Source organism: Erwinia persicina, assembly GCF_019844095.1.
Taxonomy (GTDB): domain Bacteria; phylum Pseudomonadota; class Gammaproteobacteria; order Enterobacterales; family Enterobacteriaceae; genus Erwinia; species Erwinia persicina.
This window is the reverse complement of the sequence record NZ_CP082141.1, coordinates 3,445,193-3,460,857: the sequence shown is the minus strand read 5'-3', so window position 1 is coordinate 3,460,857 and position 15,665 is coordinate 3,445,193. Positions and strand designations below refer to the sequence as shown.

17 protein-coding genes, 1 tRNA gene and 1 pseudogene are annotated in these 15,665 nt (G+C 51.6%); 12 read left to right on the top strand and 7 right to left on the bottom strand.

Going from position 1 to position 15,665, the window contains the following annotated elements; genetic code table 11:
• Positions 1–117 precede the first annotated feature (117 nt).
• Together lpxH and ppiB are read right to left on the bottom strand one after the other, a co-directional pair.
• Positions 118–834, bottom strand: a complete 717-nt coding sequence (gene lpxH / locus K6L24_RS15935; RefSeq protein ID WP_062745122.1) for a UDP-2,3-diacylglucosamine diphosphatase — start codon at positions 832–834, stop codon at positions 118–120.
• Positions 834–1,328 (bottom strand): peptidylprolyl isomerase B, encoded by a 495-nt coding sequence (gene ppiB, locus K6L24_RS15930; protein WP_062745124.1) that lies wholly within the window; start codon positions 1,326–1,328, stop codon positions 834–836. Before ppiB ends, lpxH begins: the two co-directional genes overlap by 1 nt.
• 237 nt (positions 1,329–1,565) lie before the next feature.
• On the opposite strand from ppiB, the gene cysS reads away from it, so the two are divergent.
• Both cysS and K6L24_RS15920 read left to right on the top strand, forming a co-directional pair.
• The gene (gene cysS / locus K6L24_RS15925; protein ID WP_062745127.1) at positions 1,566–2,954 is read left to right on the top strand and encodes a cysteine--tRNA ligase; all 1,389 of its coding nucleotides are present in this window, start codon (positions 1,566–1,568) and stop codon (positions 2,952–2,954) included.
• Positions 2,955–3,015: 61 nt separating this feature from the next.
• Positions 3,016–4,110: an AAA family ATPase gene (locus K6L24_RS15920; RefSeq protein WP_062745372.1), complete on the top strand. Its 1,095-nt coding sequence runs from the start codon at positions 3,016–3,018 to the stop codon at positions 4,108–4,110.
• A 96-nt stretch (positions 4,111–4,206) separates the two neighbouring features.
• Here the strand turns inward: K6L24_RS15920 and ybcJ are convergent, their stop codons facing one another.
• On the bottom strand, positions 4,207–4,419 hold the full coding sequence (gene ybcJ, locus K6L24_RS15915) for a ribosome-associated protein YbcJ (protein WP_062745129.1): 213 nt from the start codon (positions 4,417–4,419) through the stop codon (positions 4,207–4,209).
• Positions 4,419–5,285 (bottom strand): bifunctional methylenetetrahydrofolate dehydrogenase/methenyltetrahydrofolate cyclohydrolase FolD, encoded by an 867-nt coding sequence (gene folD / locus K6L24_RS15910; RefSeq protein ID WP_062745132.1) that lies wholly within the window; start codon positions 5,283–5,285, stop codon positions 4,419–4,421. The genes ybcJ and folD overlap by 1 nt, the downstream gene beginning before the upstream one ends.
• A 243-nt stretch (positions 5,286–5,528) precedes the next feature.
• On the opposite strand from folD, the gene K6L24_RS15905 reads away from it, so the two are divergent.
• Entirely contained in the window at positions 5,529–5,846 is a 318-nt protein-coding gene (locus tag K6L24_RS15905) for a hypothetical protein (protein WP_062745135.1), read from the top strand.
• 168 nt (positions 5,847–6,014) lie between these two features.
• Positions 6,015–6,091 (top strand) — tRNA-Arg (locus K6L24_RS15900).
• Between the two features lie 15 nt (positions 6,092–6,106).
• Here the strand turns inward: K6L24_RS15900 and K6L24_RS22330 are convergent.
• From K6L24_RS22330 to K6L24_RS15890, 3 genes and pseudogenes are all read right to left on the bottom strand, one after another.
• Positions 6,107–6,292: pseudogene (locus K6L24_RS22330) on the bottom strand (integrase); the annotation flags it as partial.
• Positions 6,293–6,546: 254 nt separating this feature from the next.
• Positions 6,547–7,032 (bottom strand): hypothetical protein, encoded by a 486-nt coding sequence (locus tag K6L24_RS15895; RefSeq protein WP_072277445.1) that lies wholly within the window; start codon positions 7,030–7,032, stop codon positions 6,547–6,549.
• Positions 7,033–7,038: 6 nt separating this feature from the next.
• The gene (locus tag K6L24_RS15890) at positions 7,039–7,848 is read right to left on the bottom strand and encodes a winged helix-turn-helix domain-containing protein (RefSeq protein WP_072277448.1); all 810 of its coding nucleotides are present in this window, start codon (positions 7,846–7,848) and stop codon (positions 7,039–7,041) included.
• A gap of 460 nt (positions 7,849–8,308) precedes the next feature.
• Between K6L24_RS15890 and K6L24_RS15885 the strand changes: the two genes are divergently transcribed.
• The 8 genes from K6L24_RS15885 to K6L24_RS15850 all read left to right on the top strand — a co-directional run bounded on the left by K6L24_RS15885 (position 8,309) and on the right by K6L24_RS15850 (position 15,234).
• A complete protein-coding gene (locus tag K6L24_RS15885; protein ID WP_118664504.1) occupies positions 8,309–8,863 on the top strand; it encodes a fimbrial protein in 555 nt (184 codons plus the stop codon).
• Positions 8,864–8,950: 87 nt separating this feature from the next.
• Complete coding sequence (locus tag K6L24_RS15880; RefSeq protein WP_062745148.1) at positions 8,951–9,481, top strand: fimbrial protein; 531 nt, start codon at positions 8,951–8,953, stop codon at positions 9,479–9,481.
• Between the two features lie 138 nt (positions 9,482–9,619).
• Positions 9,620–12,157 (top strand): outer membrane usher protein, encoded by a 2,538-nt coding sequence (locus K6L24_RS15875; protein ID WP_157076011.1) that lies wholly within the window; start codon positions 9,620–9,622, stop codon positions 12,155–12,157.
• Between the two features lie 117 nt (positions 12,158–12,274).
• Entirely contained in the window at positions 12,275–13,018 is a 744-nt protein-coding gene (locus tag K6L24_RS15870; protein ID WP_118664502.1) for a fimbria/pilus periplasmic chaperone, read from the top strand.
• Positions 13,019–13,045: 27 nt separating this feature from the next.
• The gene (locus K6L24_RS15865) at positions 13,046–13,696 is read left to right on the top strand and encodes a fimbrial protein (RefSeq protein WP_062745151.1); all 651 of its coding nucleotides are present in this window, start codon (positions 13,046–13,048) and stop codon (positions 13,694–13,696) included.
• Positions 13,668–14,216 (top strand): fimbrial protein, encoded by a 549-nt coding sequence (locus tag K6L24_RS15860; protein ID WP_240043752.1) that lies wholly within the window; start codon positions 13,668–13,670, stop codon positions 14,214–14,216. The genes K6L24_RS15865 and K6L24_RS15860 overlap by 29 nt, the downstream gene beginning before the upstream one ends.
• Positions 14,213–14,704: a fimbrial protein gene (locus K6L24_RS15855; protein ID WP_062745154.1), complete on the top strand. Its 492-nt coding sequence runs from the start codon at positions 14,213–14,215 to the stop codon at positions 14,702–14,704. The genes K6L24_RS15860 and K6L24_RS15855 overlap by 4 nt, the downstream gene beginning before the upstream one ends.
• Positions 14,701–15,234: a fimbrial protein gene (locus K6L24_RS15850; protein ID WP_062745156.1), complete on the top strand. Its 534-nt coding sequence runs from the start codon at positions 14,701–14,703 to the stop codon at positions 15,232–15,234. Before K6L24_RS15855 ends, K6L24_RS15850 begins: the two co-directional genes overlap by 4 nt.
• Positions 15,235–15,665: the final 431 nt, after the last annotated feature.

Here is a 15,665-nt window from a genome sequence, read left to right as displayed (position 1 = left end):
ACCAGGGCCGCTCAACAGGGCGACCCGATGGGAAGGGCAAAGAGAATATCACGACTGCGCGGTGAGGAAAACGGTTGCGTAGCGTCAAATAGCCGCGTTTTCACTCAGACTTTGACCTCAGAACGGAAAGGAAATCAGGCTTATTTCGTCAGCACTGACTTTGATCATTGACCCTTCTTCATGCCAGGCGCCAAGCACCAGGCGTTCAGCCGCCTGCCCCTGGATCAGCAGGGGATGAACGGCGGGGCGATGAGTATGACCGTGGATCAGCCACTGTACCTGATGGCGTGACATCGCCGCCACCACCGCCTGCTGATTGACGTCCATGATTTCCCGGGATTTGCTGCTGTTGGCCTGACGGCTGCCGGCGCGCATTTTCAGGGCGATTCGCTGGCGGACAAAGAGGGGCAGGGCGAGGAACAGCGTCTGCAGCCAGCGCTGCTGGACCTTTGCGCGAAAACGCAGATAGCCTTGATCATCGGTACACAGGGTATCGCCATGCATAATCAGCACGCGCCTGCCGTACAGATCCAGCACCTGCTCTTCCGGCAGCAGGGTCATGCCACTGGCTTTGGCAAAACGTTTGCCCAGCAGAAAGTCGCGATTACCGTGAATAAAATAGCAGGGGATAGCCAGCTGGCGCAGGGCGTGCGCCACCTCGGCATGAAGCGGATTCGGGTCATCGTCACCGATCCAGGCTTCAAACAGGTCACCGAGAATATACAGCGCGTCTGCCTGCTGTGCTTCACGGCGTAAAAAATGCAGAAAACCGGCCGTAATAGCCGGTTCTTCAGTACACAGATGGAGATCTGCGATAAACAGCGTATGCGACATTATTCGCTGACGGTGACTTTCTGAATGATCACGTCGTCTTTTGGCACATCCTGGTGCATACCGCTGCGACCGGTGGCCACGGCTTTGATTTTCTCAACCACGTCCATGCCTTCAACCACTTCAGCAAACACGCAGTAACCGAAGCCCTGCAGGCTTTCGTCACGGAAGTTCAGGAAGTCGTTGTCAGCCACGTTGATGAAGAACTGGGCAGTCGCAGAGTGTGGCGCCTGAGTACGGGCCATCGCCAGGGTGCCTTTGGTGTTCTTCAGGCCGTTACCCGCTTCGTTGCGGATCTCTTCTTTGGTGTCTTTCTGCTTCATGCCCGGTTCAAAACCACCGCCCTGGATCATAAAGCCGTTGATCACACGGTGGAAGATGGTGTTGTCGTAAAAACCTTCGCGGCAGTACTCAAGGAAGTTTTTAACGGTAGCCGGCGCTTTATCATCGAAAGTCTTGATGACGATATCGCCATGATTAGTCTGGAAAGTGACCATATTCTCATCCTGTCAGGGTTGGAGTATTTAACATTGAGCGCCGGGAACTGAGACGGGAGTCTGTCCCGTGCGACAGACGGCTCTTATATCACAAAATGTGATAGCTCGTCAGCCTCCCCTTGATAAAGGAAACGCAGATAACCTTGCTTTGCGCCGCGCTGAAGGTAAGAATACGTCAGAATATTTACTTCGCCATTTTTTCGCTAATCCCGCACACGTTTAAAACGGAATGTCTCAATGCTAAAGATTTACAACACCCTGAGTCGTCAAAAAGAGGAATTTAAACCTATTCATGCCGGTAAAATCGGGATGTACGTGTGTGGCATTACCGTTTACGACCTCTGTCATATCGGACACGGCAGAACCTTCGCCGCCTTTGACGTGGTGGCACGCTATCTGCGTTACAGCGGCTATGAGCTGAACTATGTGCGTAACATCACCGATATTGATGACAAAATCATCAAACGTGCCAATGAAAAGGGCGAAAGCATTGAGCAACTGACCAATCGTATGATTGCCGAGATGCACAAGGATTTCGCCGCGCTGAATATTCTGCCGCCGGACCAGGAACCGCGCGCCACGCGCCATATTCCAGAGATTATTGAGCTGGTCAGCAAGCTGATTAACCGTGGGCACGCCTATGTCGCCAGCAATGGTGATGTGATGTTCTCCGTCGACAGCGACCCAAACTATGGCTCACTGTCGCGCCAGGATCTCGATCAGCTTCAGGCTGGTGCCCGCGTGGAAGTCGCGGCAGACGTGAAGCGTAACCCGATGGACTTCGTGCTGTGGAAGATGTCAAAAGCTGACGAACCCGGTTGGGAGTCCCCGTGGGGGATGGGTCGCCCGGGCTGGCACATCGAATGTTCAGCCATGAACTGCAAGCAACTGGGTGAGCATTTTGATATCCACGGCGGCGGCTCTGACCTGATGTTCCCCCACCATGAAAACGAGATTGCCCAGTCCACCTGTGCCCATGATGGTCCGTATGTGAATGTCTGGATGCACTCCGGCATGGTGATGATTGACCGCGAGAAGATGTCAAAATCACTGAACAACTTCTTTACCGTGCGCGACGTGCTGGCGCACTACGACGCGGAAACCGTACGCTATTTCCTGATGTCCGGCCACTATCGCAGCCAGCTGAACTACGGCGAAGATAATCTGAATCAGGCGCGCTCGGCGCTGGAGCGCCTCTACATCGCCATCCGTAACACCGACGCCAGTGCTGCTGTGGCCGGCGGGGAAGAGTTTGAAACTCGTTTCCGTGCTGCCATGGATGATGACTTCAATACCCCTGAAGCCTATTCGGTTCTGTTTGACCTGGCGCGTGAAGTCAACCGCCTGAAGGACACCGACAAAACCGCTGCTGAGGGGCTGGCAGCGCGACTGCGCGTACTGGCGGGCGTGCTGGGCCTGCTTGAGCAGGATCCGGAGCAGTTCCTGCAGAACGGCGTGAATATCAATGATGAAGAAGTGGCGCAGATTGAAGCACTGATCCAGATGCGTATTGATGCGCGACTGGCGAAAGACTGGGCGCAGGCCGATGTGGCGCGCGACAGGCTTAATGCGATGGGCATTGTGCTGGAAGATGGTGCAGGCGGCACCCGCTGGCGTCGTAAGTAATCTCCGGGGCGCGGTATTCCGCGCCCTTGTCCTTTCTGCTGAAGGTCAGGACTCCGTTACCATGATCAGACAACTCACCCTCACCAACTACCGCTCCATTCGCTACCTCGAACTTGAACTCGGTCAGCTTAACGTTATCACCGGCCCCAACGGCTGTGGCAAATCCAATCTGTATAAAGCGGTACGCCTGCTGCATGAAGCGGCCTGCGAACGCCTGTCCCCGGCACTGGCAGAGGATGGCGGCATTCAGAAAGCCATGTGGGCCGGAGGCGCGCGGCGCGGTGAACGTCATAGCGAAGTCAAACGGATGATCCTGTCGGCGACGATGGACGACTTCGACTATCAGCTGGAGATCGGCTTTCCCGAACCGCTGATCAGCCTGTTTAACCTCGACCCGGTGGTGAAAAAAGAGCAGCTCTGGCTGAGTGGGCAAAAGCGGCGGCGTTCGGCGCAGCTGCTGGAGCGCAGCAATCAAACCGCTTTTCTGCACAATATCGACGGGGAGCGCGTGGCCTATCCGGCTTCACTGCACCAGGAAGAGTCGGTTTTTGGTCAGTTGGCTGACCCGCATCTCTATCCGGAAGTCTCGCAGGTGCGTGAGAACCTGCGCGGCTGGCGCTTTTACCACGAGTTTGCCGTCTGGCCGGGCAGTGCGCTGCGCGTACCGCAGGTCGGCATCCGCTCGCCGATCCTGGCGCACGATGGTCGCAACCTTGCCGCCGCCTTTGAGACCCTCCGCGAACGCGGCCACACCGAGTTGCTGTTCTCTATTTTGCAGCAGGCGTTTCCCGACAGTCATTTTGAGGTGGAAGCCCAGAGCGGCCGCTTTCAGATGCTGATGCACCGTCAGGGGATCCTGCGGCCGCTCGACGCCGCTGAACTGTCTGACGGCACGCTGCGCTTCCTTTGTCTGGTGGTGGCGTTGCTCAGTCCACGCCCGCCCGCCTTTATGGCGCTTAACGAGCCAGAGAACAGTTTGCATCCCGACCTGTTACCGGCGCTGGCGCAGCTGATCGCTGAAGCGAGTCGCTACAGCCAGATCTGGGTCACCAGCCACTCCCCGCTGCTGGCACAGCTGATCGCCGGACACACGGCGATACGCCACTACCGGCTGCAGCAGGTCGACGGAGCAACACAGATTGCAGGTGAGGAGTGACCACCGCAACAGGAAATGTTAATCGTACTGCGCCCGGGCGCTGCCGCGATCAAAAAAGGCCGCCCGCAGGCAGCCTTTCGCGCATCTCCCTGAATATCAGGCCGTTACGGTGACGCTTTCGCCATCAAACTCAACCTTCTGTCCCGCCACAATTTTGCAGCGCTTACGGGTTTCTTTTACGCCATTGACCGTCACATGACCGCCAGAGATCATGATTTTTGCCATTGCGCCGCTTTCAACCCAGCCTTCCAGTTTCATCAGATCGCACAGATCCACGTGGGGATGATCGCCCAGAGAAAAAGTTGCCATTATGCTGTTGCTCCATCGTCGTTATTTTCACAGGCCTGCAGGGTGTTCTGGATCAGGGTGGCGACCGTCATTGGCCCCACACCGCCCGGCACCGGGGTAATATAGGCGGCGCGTTCAGCCGCCACGTCAAACTCCACATCGCCAACCACTTTGCCGCTTTCCAGGCGGTTAATCCCCACGTCAATGACAATCGCGCCGGGTTTGATCCACTCGCCGGGAATAAACCCGGGCTTACCTACCGCCACCACCAGCAGATCGGCATGTTCGATATGGTGACGCAGATTTTTGGTAAAGCGATGGGTGACGGTGGTGGTGCAACCGGCCAGCAGCAGCTCCATGCTCATCGGGCGGCCAACGATATTGGATGCGCCGACCACTACGGCATTAAGGCCGTATGTATCAATATTGTAACGTTCCAGCAGCGTGACGATGCCACGGGGCGTACACGGGCGCAGCTTCGGAGAGCGCTGGCACAGGCGGCCGACGTTGTAAGGGTGGAAGCCATCCACGTCTTTTTCCGGTGCAATATGTTCCAGCACTTTGACGTTGTCGATGCCCGCAGGCAGCGGTAGCTGCACCAGGATACCGTCAATTTCCGCGTCGTTGTTCAGCTTTGTAATCAGATCGAGCAGATCCGCTTCGCTGGTGGACGCGGGCAGATCGTAAGAACGCGAAAGGAAACCGACCTCTTCGCAGGCACGGCGCTTGCTGCCAACATAAATCTGCGAAGCCGGGTTTTCACCCACCAACACTACGGCCAGACCAGGAGCACGCTTACCTGCCGCCAGACGCTGCTGAACAAGTGCTGCAACCTCTTGTCGCACCTGCTGCGCAATCGTTTTACCGTCAATAATTTTTGCTACCATCAGAAAGGGGATCCATCTGTTTTGAGTTAATTCGGGGATTACGCCTATTTTGTCAGAAGCGCGGCTCGCTGTCAGGCAGAGTTTCAACGATGGACAGGCAAGGGTGACACCACAGACTGCTTTTAAAGCGTTCCACACGGCATTAACCTGCCATTCCCGGTTTATTCCTAAATCATTACCGCCGGGGCTGTGCCAGGATTGAACTGTGACACGGCAACTTATCGAAAAGATAAAGAGGGAATGATGAAAACAACTATTATTGCACTGTCTGCTTTGCTGATGGCTTCACCTGTTTTTGCTGCGACTACGACGGATAACACTGTGGCAGAAGCGCATAAAGGTGCTGATACCGCCAAAGAGAAGCTGCATAAATCCCAGCACGAAGGGGAAGAGATGCAGCTGAAAGCTAAACATGCCGCGGAAGGCGAGAGTCACTCGACCAGCAGCAAGATCTCTGAAGGTTCCCAGAAAACCTGGAACAAAACCAAAGAAGGCACCGAGAAAGGCTGGGATAAAACCAAGCAGGGTGCAGAAGAACTGAAAAACAAAGCGACCAATTAAGGGGCTCTGTTGCGGTATTTATGAGGAACCCACCGCAAGGTGGGTTTTTTATGGCACGATACGGATCTGAGGCTGAGAGACTGTTCATTACTTCAGCAGTGGAATGCAACTCACTGTAAAAACGTTGACTCAGCAGGATCGCGTCGTATAATCCGACGCAATCACCATGCGCCCTTAGCTCAGTTGGATAGAGCACCGGCCTTCTAAGCCGTAGGTCACAGGTTCGAATCCTGTAGGGCGTACCAATATCTTTCAATCATTTACGCAATTCTTAATCCTGCCTGATTCTCTCCCTGTGTCTTATTTGTGTTATCAGGTGACAAAATTGCGTCTATTTTTCGTGCATGTGCAATCAGATGGTTAGGGGGCAGGTGCGCATACCTCTGAACCATTTCTATGCTCTCCCAACCTCCCATTTCCTGCAGTGCCGAAAGCGGAACACCAGCCAACCCTTCTACATATTCATTAAATCACGAAAGCGACAGTTCCCAAGGTCAGCGCATTTTAACCACGCCTCCGCCAGTGTTGAAATCAGCGCGCCTCTTTCTCCCTGCTGGTTTCTTATATTATTGACGTCGGTTTTCAGTGGTTTTTTTACTAACGTTAACTTAGTGGCAATGGAATGTTGAGAGGGCTGCTTTCGTAGCCTGAAGCTAAGGGCATTATGACTTACAGGGTAAGGAATGATGCCCTTAAATGGTTAATTCTCGTTAATCGCGCAGATAAAAAAGGGATTGGTCAGCCCTTTAACAAATAACAGATTGTTATCCAAACGCTTCATTTCCATATAAAACGCCACACCAGGAACTTCAGGCAGAACGTGCCGCTGCCAGATGTCGTTGGGAATATTATCGATCGGCTGATGCTCTTCCCGGGTTATCATGGACCTGGTTAACCCTTTAAAACCACTTTCTCTGGTGGAGAGAAACACTCTTCGCGAGATAATATATTGTATATTTCGTCCTTTAACGGAACCGACCACAAGCCATTCACTCTTTCCTTCATGGGTGGTGATCATATTAACACTTAAGTTCAGGTCAAGGTTCTCGCCATTCATGTAAACAAGGTTTGCATTTACGACAGATTTACAGCGATAAGGTGTCCAGCTCGTGTTGTTAAGGTAAAGGGCAACCCCGCTTATGAGGATGATCGTAAAAACGGATATCCCGATAATAATCCTTTTCATTGCAAGTTACTCAACCAACTTATAGTTACTGCAGTCGGTATGATCCACGTTGTCATTTAGGGTGCATGCAGCCATGAAGTGAATTTTGAACAGCCCCTCTTCCGGGCGAGCCTCCATATAATAGATGTTCTGCTGTGTTTGCGTACAATCTATCCTCTTATTGGCCAGCATCCTTTTAGCGGTATCAAACTGTTTATTGCCTTGCTGGTTATCATTCAGAGTATAAATCCTACATTTCCCTTCAATGCCGACTAACCTCGGCCTGTGATCCCGGGGCATAGCAACGTAAATTGCCATTATTGCAAGGATGATCAGGACAAGGATTAAAACAAGCGCTGCCATTTTTATTGAGAAAGGTTTTTTTTTAAATTTCCCCACTATCTTTTTGTTAATCAAGGTGGGTTTAGTATTTTTTTCTGCCGACGATTCATAAGAGGAAGGGGCATGCTCTATATTTTCAGCAGTGACTGAGTCTACCTGCATCCTTGTCTCAGGATGGATTTCAGCCTCCATTTTGAAGCCTACCCGCGGTACGGTAATCAGAATTTTTGTACTTAACTCAAGCGCTGCGAAGGCTTTTCTTAATTCGCTAATATGGTTACTCAGCGAAGCGCTCGACGGTGAAAATCCAAAGTCCTCCCAGACGCGTTTGATGAGTGTTTCGCGAGTTAACTCGACTTTATTATTTTTTATGAACTCTGTTAGCAAGCGTGTTGCTGGGTTAGATAACTCAACTTTTAGCTGGTGGTTATTCCTGACAAGTAACGATTGGTTTTCTGGGTCGAAGACTATAGTTAGATTTATTATATATTTCATGTGGATACTCATTTACTCCGGGTGTGCAATCAAAAATGCAGCAATGATGAGAATAGTCTTATTTTTTGTGATTGTTAAATTTATTGCAGTTCTACATGCATAGTCAAATTATTTTTAAGCAAGTGATTCCTTCCCTTAAATCCCATTGAAATTAATAGAGTATTATTTTTTAACTTGTTACTCGTTGTTGGTTTTTAATCTTAATCAATGCGTACTTTTGTGAGTGATTTAGTTTTTTATGCTGATTTCTTTATCTTAATTAGATTATTTTGCTAAAATCTTTTTCGGGGGTTATCATTTTCCTCAGTCGCTGGTGGCTATGACGCAACGGGATACAGAGTAGTGCGTTACCTACACTATCTATTACGTGTTTGCTGAATGGCACCAAAGAAGTGGTGGCGGCTTTGCAAAGAAAATGGAATACGGAATATAACTTTCTTTATTAAGGATAAAGCAAAAAATGAATTTTAAAAAAACCATGCTGGCAGCAGTAGTGACTTTAGGGACAATTGCTGGTGCACAGGCTGCAGGTTCAGGTGCTGGTACACCAGCTACCGACCAGGGACATGGTAAAGTGACCTTTACGGGTTCTATTATTGATGCACCCTGCTCGATTGATTCTAAGTCTCTTGACCAGACTGTAGATTTAGGCGGTGTTTCAAACGTTTCTCTGCTTAACGGTGGTAACTCCAGCCCGAAACCATTTGAAATCCATCTGGAGAAATGCAGCCTGGAAACCGCTAAAACGGTGACCACGACGTTCAATGGTGCGGCCGGTAAGAATGGCTTACTGGGTATGACCGGTGATGCTAAAGGTGCCAGCATTGCTATTACCGACGGTAGCAATAATTTGATTGAACTGGGTAAAGCAACCCAGGGCCAGGTCCTCAGTGCTGGTGGTTCAGAAGCAACGCTGGCCTTCAGTGCTTATCTGAAAGGCGACGGTGGTGATGATAAAACTATCGTCCCAGGTAAATTCCAGAGCGTGGCAAACTTCATTCTTAACTACAAATAATCTGTTCCGATAACAGGATCAAGAATGCATGCGGGGAATACCTTGCATGCATTCTTGTTGGAATTATCTGTGGGAGATGTGTGAGAGATGAAACCGCTAACCATTCATTACCCGGCGCTTTGCCTGTTGATGCTGTTGCCTGGACAGAGCAGCCAAGCGGCTGGCTGGGGGCAGGTCAACATGCAAGGTGCTGTGATTGAAACTGCCTGTGCTATTGATACCGACAGTCGCGATCAAACTATTGATATGTCGGTGATACCATTGAGCCAAATTATACGTGATGGTGAAGGGGGCAAGTATCCATTCAGTATTCGGTTAGTAAACTGTGTTTTGGATCGCGTGGATGACCGCTTGCCCAAGTGGCGGCGTTTTCAGGTAACTTTTGATGGCAGGGTAGATAATGAACTATTCGGTGTCGACGGACCTGCGCGGGGTGTTGCACTACAGATAGTGGATAGTTACGGGAATATTATCAAACCCGGCATGCCTTCGCCTTATCTGGATATCAGCGAGGGAAATAAAGAACTGAAATACTCTCTGCGATTAGTGAGTAATAAACAGACATTGCGTAGTGGAGAATACACCTCAACTATCAGGTTTAAAATGGACTATTACTGATCCATTCTCAGAAATGATAAATTAAAGAGCAAAGAATCTATTCAACAGGTGTATCTGTCATTTGCTTTATGGCGCATGGAAAAACAATGATTTTCATTGGTGGCGCTGGTGTGGAAATAAGAAAAGGGACTAATAAGCATGATGATGGCTAACTGGAATTTATTACCCTTTCCCGTCCGTACGCTGGGCGTTTACATTGCCTGTGCGCTAGGTTTTGTTGGGTATTATGCCAGTGCGGAAGAAGTACAGTTCAATACTGATGTTCTTGATGTGAAAGATCGTCAAAATATCGATCTGGGGCAGTTCTCTCGCGGTGGTTATATCATGCCAGGCAACTACATCATGCTTGTGCGAATTAATAAGCAGGAATTACCTGAGCAGTCCGTAATTTTTTATCCCGCAGAGGATGATGCTAAAGACAGTACCGCCTGCATCAGCCCATCAATGGTTGAACAGTTTGGTTTAAAGCCGGATATGAAAGAAAAACTCACCTGGTGGCATCAGGGTGAGTGCCTGTCGTTGAAAAGTTTGCCGGGTATGTCAACGCGTGGCGATTTAGGCAGTGCCAGCCTTACCGTGAGCCTGCCGCAGGCCTATCTCGAGTATTCTGCGGATAACTGGGATCCACCATCGCGCTGGGATAATGGTGTTCCCGGCTTGCTGCTGGATTATTACCTCAATGCGCAAACTCAGCGTCAGCAGCAACGTGGTGAACAGAAATATAACGTCAGCGGCAACGGTACGATTGGTGGGAATCTGGGGGCCTGGCGGCTGCGCGCTGACTGGCAAACACGGCTGGATCATACCACTGGTAGCGGTGAGGGTACGCGCCAGAGCTGGGACTGGAGCCGCTATTATGCTTACCGGGCGCTCCCTCGCATGGGGGCACAGCTGTCGGTTGGGGAAAATTACCTGTATTCCGACATTTTTGACAGTTTCCGCTTTACGGGGGCTAGCCTGACCAGTGATGACAGCATGCTGCCACCGAACCTGCGCGGTTATGCACCCGAGGTGACCGGGGTGGCTCGCACCAACGCTAAGGTCATTATCAGCCAGCAGGGACGCGTCCTCTACGAAACCCAGGTTGCATCTGGGCCGTTTCGTATTCAGGACATCAATGATGCCGTCACCGGGCAACTGGATGTCCGTGTCGAAGAGCAGGACGGTAGCGTGCAGGAGTTCAAAATTGATACTGCCAGCATTCCATATCTGACCCGACCGGGGACCGTACGTTACAAAGTGGCAAGCGGGCGGCCCTCCGACTGGAAGCACAACACCAATGGGCCGCTGTTTGCCACGGGGGAGTTTTCCTGGGGGATTAGCAACGGCTGGTCGCTTTACGGCGGCGGTGTGGCGGGCGGTGATTACAATGCAGTCGCAGTCGGCCTTGGACGGGATCTGATGATGTTCGGTGCGCTGTCATTTGACGTTACCCAGTCGCGTGCGCGCCTGAACAATCAATGGGAAAACGGCACGCTGACCGGTGGCTCCTACCGACTGAGTTATTCGAAAAGCTTCGACGAATTTGACAGCCAGGTGACCTTCGCCGGTTACCGCTTCTCGGAGCGGAACTACATGTCGATGAGTGAATATCTGGATGTGCTGGAGAACGGTATCCGCACCCAGAGCAGCAAAGAAATGTACACCATCAGTTACAGCCAGCAACTCCGCGATCTGGGGGTGAGTGCTTACCTGAACTACAACCACCAGACTTACTGGAACAGTGCCACCAATGACCGTTATACCCTGACGCTGTCGCGTAATTTCGACATCGGTCAGTTCAGGAATATCAGCCTGTCGCTGACGGGATACCGCAATAAATATTACGGTGCCAACGACGACGGCATGTACCTCTCGTTATCGTTGCCGTGGGGAGGCAGCGGATCGATCAGCTACAGCGGCAGCTATAGCCGTACCAACAACAGTCACCAGGTGAGTTACTACGATCGACTGAAAAATGGCGACAGTTACCAACTGAGTAGCGGCATTAGCCGCGACGGCGGTATGGCGAGTGGCTATTACTCTCACCAGGGGGACATGGCGCAGATCGATGCTAACGCCAGTTACCAGGAAGGGCGTTATTCGTCTGTGGGGTTATCGCTACAGGGGGGAGCAACGGCCACCCTCGAAGGGGCTGCGCTGCACCGTTCAGGCATGATTGGCGGAACCCGCTTACTGCTTGATACCGACGGTGTGGCGGATATTCCGATTAGCGGTTATGGCCCAGTGACACGCAGTAACCGCTTCGGCAAAGCGGTAGTAACCGACGTCAACAGCTACTACCGCAATAAAATCAGCATCGACGTCAACGAACTTCCTGAAAATGCTGAGGCGACGCGCTCCGTGGTGCAGGCGACCCTGACCGAGGGGGCCATTGGCTATCGCAAATTTGAGGTGATCGCCGGTGAGAAAGCCATGGCGGTTATCCGCCTGGCTGATGGCACCACGCCTCCGTTCGGCGCCACGGTACAAAACCCTAAAAAGCAGAACGTTGGCATCATTGGCGACGACGGTAGCGTATATCTGAGCGGTATTAACCCTGAAGAAGAGATGACCGTACGCTGGAGTGGACAGGTGCAGTGTGTGGTTACGCTACCCGCACAGATACCGCGCAGCGATACGTCAGCTCTCTTGCTGCCATGCCGTCTGCTGCCGACAGGTAAAGAGGCAGATTGATGTTCGCGCCAGAAACAAAATTTTAGCCACTGTGCCGGGGCGAGCTGACTTCCACTTGCCCTGGCCACCTTACTGAATTGAAAGAACTCAGATAGCGAGTAATCAACGATGAACGTAATGAACAAGAACTTTTTACCCCTGACAGGTGCCCTGCTGACAGGCGTATTGTGCGTACAGCAGGCTCAGGCAGCGATTGCCCTGGATCGAACCCGGGTGGTGTTTAGCGGTGCTGATAAATCTGTCAGCCTGAACATCAGTAACGAAAATAAGCAACTGCCTTATCTGGCGCAGGGATGGGTTGAAGATGCCCAAGGGAATAAAATCACTACGCCACTGATGGTGTTGCCGCCCTTGCAGCGTCTGGAACCCGGCGCTAAAAGCCAGATTAAGATTCAGGCCTTATCTAACGTCAATCTTCTGGCTCAGGACCGCGAGACGCTGTTCTATTTCAACCTGCGTGAGATCCCGCCAAAGAGTGAAAAACCTAACACATTGCAGCTGGCATTGCAGACGCGCATCAAATTGTTTTATCGGCCTGATGCGTTAAGTGATACCGAAGGTGCTGCGCCCTGGCAGGAAAAGCTGACGCTGATCAAGCAGGGTGGCAAATACCTGGTTAACAATCCGACGCCGTATTACGTGACGCTTATCGATGCCACCACAAAGCCAGGTGGGGCCAGCGTTAAGGGGTTTGAACCGCTGATGATAGCGCCAAAGGCGAAAGAGGTATTGAACGTTAGCGCGTCCATTCTGGGTAATGCGCCAGTGCTGATCTATGTCAATGATTACGGCGGACGTCCACAGTTGCAGTTCGATTGTGGCGGAACCGAATGCAAAGTGAAACCGGGAAAAAAGGGTTGATTACTACCTTAACAGAGGGAACGGAGCATGCAACAACGAAATCAAAGGAAGGATTTCCTGTCTTGTCCTCAGCGGCATGACCTGTTGGTTAAAGGAATGGCGGTGCTGGTAATCCCGTTGGTGTTTGGCTACGTGATGGCGATGCTCCCGGAAACCCATGCAGCGGATAACTGGGATGTCGATGGTGCTAATGGTGTGTTGAATATACGCGGCGCGCTGACTGAGAGTGCTTGCCGGTTAGAGATGTCATCGGCTTATCAGGATGTATGGCTGGGGGAAACAGGGACAGCGCGTATGGCGACAATAGGTGCACAGGGGACGCCGGTTGCCATAACGCTACACCTGCGGGACTGCGTACGCAGCCCCGCGAACAATCGCGACGAGCATAATGGAAATCTGCTATGGGCTGCTTACCAGCCGGCCGTGTCGTTCACTTTTGTCGCACCAGCAGACGCAGATAACCCACAGCTAATCGCGGTACGCGGGGCATCTGGCGTCGCGTTGCGTATGGCTGACTCTCTCGGACGTGATATTCGGCTGGGCAGCCGTGGGGCACCGCTGCTGCTGGCCGCAGGACAAGACTCACTGGACTATATTGTCACACCGGAACGTACGCGCGCACCGCTGCAGGCTGGAGCTTATTCAGCTCATGTTGATTTCAGGCTTAACTATGACTAAGGCGGGGGCCATGGGCACTGTGAGGTTATGCAGACGGAAACCGGCGTTGTATGTGATCTGCCTGGCACTGGCTGTCGTGGGAGCCGCCTTTCAGGCGAGGGCTGCCAGTACCAAAGTGAGAGTCGAGGTGCAGGTTGTAGCGCCGGCGTGCACCATCAATAAAGGTGGTTTAATTGAAGTGCCGTTTGGTGACGACGTGATAACGAACAAAGTCGACGGCAACTATAAAAAAAGGAAGATCACCTATTCATTACAGTGCGATGGCGCTTCGTCGAATGCGTTAAAGATGATGATTGAGGGGGCCGGTGCTGCGTTTGATGCCTCTGTACTGGGAACCGCAAAAACTGACTTTGGTATTGAAGTGTTAAGTAATGGTGAGCCTATGCCCATCAATCGCTGGCTGAATTTCAACTATCAGAATGTGCCAAATCTTGAGGCGGTGCCGGTAAAACGCCCCGGTGCCATCCTGACTAGCGGACCGTTTTCCGCTGGTGCCACGATGAAGGTGGATTATCAATGAAAAGCTACTCAGGTGCTGTCTTGCTGCTGATTTGTGGCGTGCTGAGTCCTGCGGGGCAGGCTGCGAAGAATATGATGTTCACTGGCACTTTAATTGATCCTCCTGCCTGCACCATAAAAAACAGCAAGGATGACGCTATTGATGTTGACTTTGGCAATCGGGTAGGGATTAACAAAGTCAACGGGGAGAACTACCTGCAGCCGATGAACTACCAGATTACCTGTGAATCCGGCGCAGACGATAAGGGAATGACGCTGGAGATAGTCGGCACACCAGCAGATTATGATCGGGCGGCGGTCGTTACCGGTATTACCGATCTGGCTATCCAGATTAAGCAAAATGGCATTCCCTTTACCCTGAACAAACCGCTCCCTATCAGCATCCTCAGTAAACCGCGGCTTGAGGCCGTGCCGGTGAAACGGCAAGGTGCGACATTAACAGAGGGGCCGTTTGAAGCTACGGCTACATTGAGGGTGGTTTATCAATGAACTGGGTAAAAGGACTGACTTTTGCGTTACCGATTACATCGTTGCTGGTATTTAGCAGCATGGCGCAGGCTTACAATGTTCGCCTGCACGGTGCGCTGGTAGCGGAACCTTGCGTAATCGCACAGGGTGACGAGAGCGTACAGATGAACTTTGACCCTGTCTTTGCTAATTACCTGTACATTAATAAACGAACGCCCAGTCAGAAGTTTAATATTCGACTGTCGCAGTGCGATCTGAGCCTGTCTAAAATAGTGATGATAGTCTTTAGCGGTGCGGAAAATCCTAATCTGAAGGGGCTGCTGGCTGTTAACAGCGGCAGTATGGCATCCGGTATTGCTATCGGCCTGGAAAACCAGGCGGGGCAGCCATTGGCGCTAAATAAAGAAGGACAAATTTATCCGCTGGACAGCGGCAGCAATGTTCTGATGTTCCAGGCTTATGTGCAGGGTGAACCGGAGGCGATCGCCAAGCGAACCATTGCGGGTGGGCCGTTCAGCGCGGTGGCTACCTTTAGACTTGAATATGAATAAGTGCGCAGTAGCCAGGCAAGACGCTTCGCCCAGGCTATACAACCGTCGTCATGCGACCTTCAAAGTCAATATCTGACGTTTATGCTTTCTTTGCGTGCGGCAGTTCAACAGGCTCCCACCATCATGCACGACGCACGCGGTTTTACGAGCATGCCCGGATACAGAAACTGTCACCGACAGAGACTGAGTTGGGATGCGGACGTACGAAGCAATATCGACATTAGGAGCGCGCAGGACAGGATGCTGGGAAATTATTTAGATTGTCTGTGGCAGCGGAATTAATTAATCCCATCCGGCACCAACGATACGAGGTGGGTGCTCGAATTGTTCGATCTTTTAATATTCCACAATGGTGACAGAAGTGAGTCCATACTTTAAAAAAATAGATCATGAAAATGACCAATCTTATAAAACCAGTCATCTGGTTCTGT

Coding starts and splice junctions, on each gene's coding strand:
- lpxH (WP_062745122.1), bottom strand. CDS start 834: ATGTCGCATACGCTGTTTATCGCAGATCTCCATCTGTGTACTGAAGAA.
- ppiB (WP_062745124.1), bottom strand. CDS start 1,328: ATGGTCACTTTCCAGACTAATCATGGCGATATCGTCATCAAGACTTTC.
- cysS (WP_062745127.1), top strand. CDS start 1,566: ATGCTAAAGATTTACAACACCCTGAGTCGTCAAAAAGAGGAATTTAAA.
- K6L24_RS15920 (WP_062745372.1), top strand. CDS start 3,016: ATGATCAGACAACTCACCCTCACCAACTACCGCTCCATTCGCTACCTC.
- ybcJ (WP_062745129.1), bottom strand. CDS start 4,419: ATGGCAACTTTTTCTCTGGGCGATCATCCCCACGTGGATCTGTGCGAT.
- folD (WP_062745132.1), bottom strand. CDS start 5,285: ATGGTAGCAAAAATTATTGACGGTAAAACGATTGCGCAGCAGGTGCGA.
- K6L24_RS15905 (WP_062745135.1), top strand. CDS start 5,529: ATGAAAACAACTATTATTGCACTGTCTGCTTTGCTGATGGCTTCACCT.
- K6L24_RS15895 (WP_072277445.1), bottom strand. CDS start 7,032: ATGAAAAGGATTATTATCGGGATATCCGTTTTTACGATCATCCTCATA.
- K6L24_RS15890 (WP_072277448.1), bottom strand. CDS start 7,848: ATGAAATATATAATAAATCTAACTATAGTCTTCGACCCAGAAAACCAA.
- K6L24_RS15885 (WP_118664504.1), top strand. CDS start 8,309: ATGAATTTTAAAAAAACCATGCTGGCAGCAGTAGTGACTTTAGGGACA.
- K6L24_RS15880 (WP_062745148.1), top strand. CDS start 8,951: ATGAAACCGCTAACCATTCATTACCCGGCGCTTTGCCTGTTGATGCTG.
- K6L24_RS15875 (WP_157076011.1), top strand. CDS start 9,620: ATGATGATGGCTAACTGGAATTTATTACCCTTTCCCGTCCGTACGCTG.
- K6L24_RS15870 (WP_118664502.1), top strand. CDS start 12,275: ATGAACAAGAACTTTTTACCCCTGACAGGTGCCCTGCTGACAGGCGTA.
- K6L24_RS15865 (WP_062745151.1), top strand. CDS start 13,046: ATGCAACAACGAAATCAAAGGAAGGATTTCCTGTCTTGTCCTCAGCGG.
- K6L24_RS15860 (WP_240043752.1), top strand. CDS start 13,668: ATGTTGATTTCAGGCTTAACTATGACTAAGGCGGGGGCCATGGGCACT.
- K6L24_RS15855 (WP_062745154.1), top strand. CDS start 14,213: ATGAAAAGCTACTCAGGTGCTGTCTTGCTGCTGATTTGTGGCGTGCTG.
- K6L24_RS15850 (WP_062745156.1), top strand. CDS start 14,701: ATGAACTGGGTAAAAGGACTGACTTTTGCGTTACCGATTACATCGTTG.